Genomic DNA, 3109 nt, shown 5'->3' with positions numbered 1-3109 from the left:
GGTATCATGCGGTGGAGTAAGAATTGTTTTTATGAAACTCCGTGAAGTGTTATAGGCACTTGAAGTGATACAGGGCAAAAGCCAGCACCTAAGCTATTACATTGATAAAACTGAAGGAACGTGGGAAGCCAAGAACGTGGAGCGCACACACGCAATGAAGCGGATATAAGGAAAGTAGTAGTATATAACTTATATTTATCTTGGTGAAAGTAGTGGCATGACCGGTGAAGGTTCTGTAATGGGGCGGGAGGAATAGCCACAAGTCAACAAATTTAAATCAATTTATTAAGTAACCTAAGTCAAACCATAGATTCCTGTAAGACCAAAAGGTCACAACCAATAACTAGGGGGTGACGAACTATGAACAACCACCGAAACAAGAAAAATAATAAGCTTCGATATTCTGAGTATTATGGAATGCAAGAAGCTTATGATAACTTGTATCAACGTAGTGTAGAAAATCAAAATTTCAAGTCATTAATGAAAATTATCATATCCGATGACAATATCTTGCTTGCGTATCGTAATATAAAGCGCAACTCAGGAAGTCTTACGGCAGGTATTGACGGTAAAACCATTAAAGATATTGAAAAACTAACAACTGAAAGATACCTTGATATAGTTAAGAAACGGTTCAAATTTTACAAACCAAGAGAAGTTAAGCGAACTGAAATTCCCAAACCAAATGGAAAAACTAGACCATTAGGAATTCCTTCTATTTGGGATAGGGTAGCTCAACAATGTATCTTGCAAGTATTAGAACCAATATGTGAAGCGAAATTTAATCCGCATAGTCACGGTTTTAGACCTAATCGGTCTGCCGAACATGCAATTGCTGATTGTGCCAAGAAGATGAATATTATAAAAATGGGATATTGTGTTGATATAGATATTCAAGGTTTCTTCGATGAAGTTTGGCACTCAAAATTAATGCGACAAATGTGGACTATGGGTATACGGGATAAGGAACTTCTCACTATTATCCGCAAAATGCTAAAAGCTCCAGTTGTATTGCCTAATGGTACTATTCAATTTCCCGAAAAGGGGACACCACAAGGTGGGATTTTATCCCCATTATTAGCCAATATTAATCTTAGTGAATTTGATTGGTGGGTATCGGAACAATGGGAAACAAGGCATATGTCTGAAATTAAGACACAATACAATGCTAATGGAACCGAGCATATGGGAAATCACCATAGGAAAATGCGCTCACATACAAAACTAAAAGAGTTCTATATAGTTCGTTATGCAGATGATTTTAAATTATTTTGCCATGACCGAAAAACGGCTGAACAACTTTATCATGCTTCGATACAATGGTTGGAACAACGATTGCATTTACCCGTATCTATTGAAAAATCCAAAATCACGAACCTTCGTAAGGAAACTAGTGAGTTTCTAGGTTTTAACTTGAAACTAGAAAGAAAAGGGAAAAATAGATATGTAATGCATTCTCATGTTTCAGATAAAGCAATTAACCGTATGAGAATAGAACTAAAAGAGCAAATCAAGGAAATCAAAAAATCACCTAATAGCATTAATACTATCAGAGCTATAGGAAATTATAATAGTAAAGTTATTGGCATGCACGGTTACTATCGAATAGCAACTCACGTTAATAGAGACTTTAAAAAGATGCATTACTCAGTTCTTCTGACAATGAGAAATCGATTGTCTATTGATGGATTGACAAAAACGGGTAAATATACTGGTAAAGATAAAGGGATATTGAACTACGTCCAGTCAAAAAATATTAGATACCTGACAGGACGCCCAATTATACCAGTTAGTTTTGTACAACATAGGAACCCAATGTACCTTAAAGTTAAAATTAATAAATATACTCCTGAGGGGCGTAAACTCATTCATCGTAATCAATCAGCCGTATCTGAAATAGCACTTCGTTGGATCAGGAGCAATCCTGTAGTCAGCGATAGAGCAACAGTGGAATTTAACGATAATCGTATCTCATTGTTTATAGCTCAGTCGGGTAAGTGTTCGGTAACGGGTGAAGAACTAAATGTTCTAGATATGCATTGTCATCATAAGATACCTTATCATGTATCTAAAGATGACAAGTATAGTAACTTGACTATTGTTAAATCTGAAGTTCACATTCTAATACATGCTACCAAGGGAGATACTATTCAGCGATATATGACCTTGTTAAATCTTAATGATGAACAAATCAAAAAGCTAAATAGATTAAGGTTGCTAGTTAGAAACACTTCACTACATTATTAATTTGGTTGCGAGACTTAGGAAAACAAAAAAGGTTTAATTTGTTGATAGAACGCCGTGTGCGGTGAAAATCGCATGCACGGTGTGGATCGGGGGAAAAACTGGAGATTATTTCAAAAGTTTACCTATCGATATTCGCCTGGTCGATTATCCATAAAGCAAATGCCTTTTCAAAAGATAAAACATTTAAAAGACTATGGATCAATAGCTTAGAAAAAGATGTGATTCGAAGCGGTTTTCAAAATTTGCAACCAGGAATGAATTACTATCCCTTTTATCAAGAAGCGCAAACACGCCAAATTGCCGATTGGTTGATCGGCATGAACGCAAGCCCTTTGTATACGTTAAATTTACAACAGAAGGGCGTACAAGGTACATTTTGGGGTACATGGAACATAGAAACGAAAATGCACGGTAAGGTAAAAATACGAACAATCAATCTGTTTTTTATTGTAAATTTTGAGTGCACTTCTAATTTACAAATATGAAAGCTGTTATATCAATGTTTCAGTTTGTAAATTTTACATGTAATTTAATAATGTAAATTTTTGTTCGGCTTCCTACCGTGCATTTTCGCACGAGTGTTCCAGCCAAAAGGCGACAATCCCTAAAATCAAAACAACTAAAAAGGCTATAAATCAACATTTGTGTGTGTTTTGAACTATCATTACCGTGCATTTTCGTTTCTATGTTCCATATACCCCATAATCCTGATATGAATGAAATTTCAAAAAACTAGGAAATGCGATTAATTTAAGTGAGGAATAGAAACTTCTGAAGTAACTATATATCATAAATTAAACCGATGAGTCAAAAACTTTTGTTTTTTCTATTAGCGATGAGATTATATTAAACAGTATATACT

Annotated in this window: 1 protein-coding gene and 1 pseudogene; both read left to right on the top strand. The window is 35.0% G+C overall.

The window, feature by feature from the left end:
- Positions 1 to 360: 360 nt before the first annotated feature.
- Positions 361 to 2247: a group II intron reverse transcriptase/maturase gene (gene ltrA, locus KQI94_RS15710; RefSeq protein WP_063855979.1), complete on the top strand. Its 1887-nt coding sequence runs from the start codon at positions 361 to 363 to the stop codon at positions 2245 to 2247.
- Positions 2248 to 2345: 98 nt separating this feature from the next.
- Positions 2346 to 2624: pseudogene (locus KQI94_RS16650) on the top strand (type IA DNA topoisomerase); the annotation flags it as partial.
- Positions 2625 to 3109: the final 485 nt, after the last annotated feature.

It is taken from the genome of Enterococcus sp. S183_ASV_20, from assembly GCF_018919685.1.
Classification (GTDB): Bacteria; Bacillota; Bacilli; order Lactobacillales; family Enterococcaceae; genus Enterococcus; species Enterococcus faecalis.
Note: the sequence above shows the minus strand (reverse complement) of the source record. Positions and strands in the feature narration are given on the sequence as shown.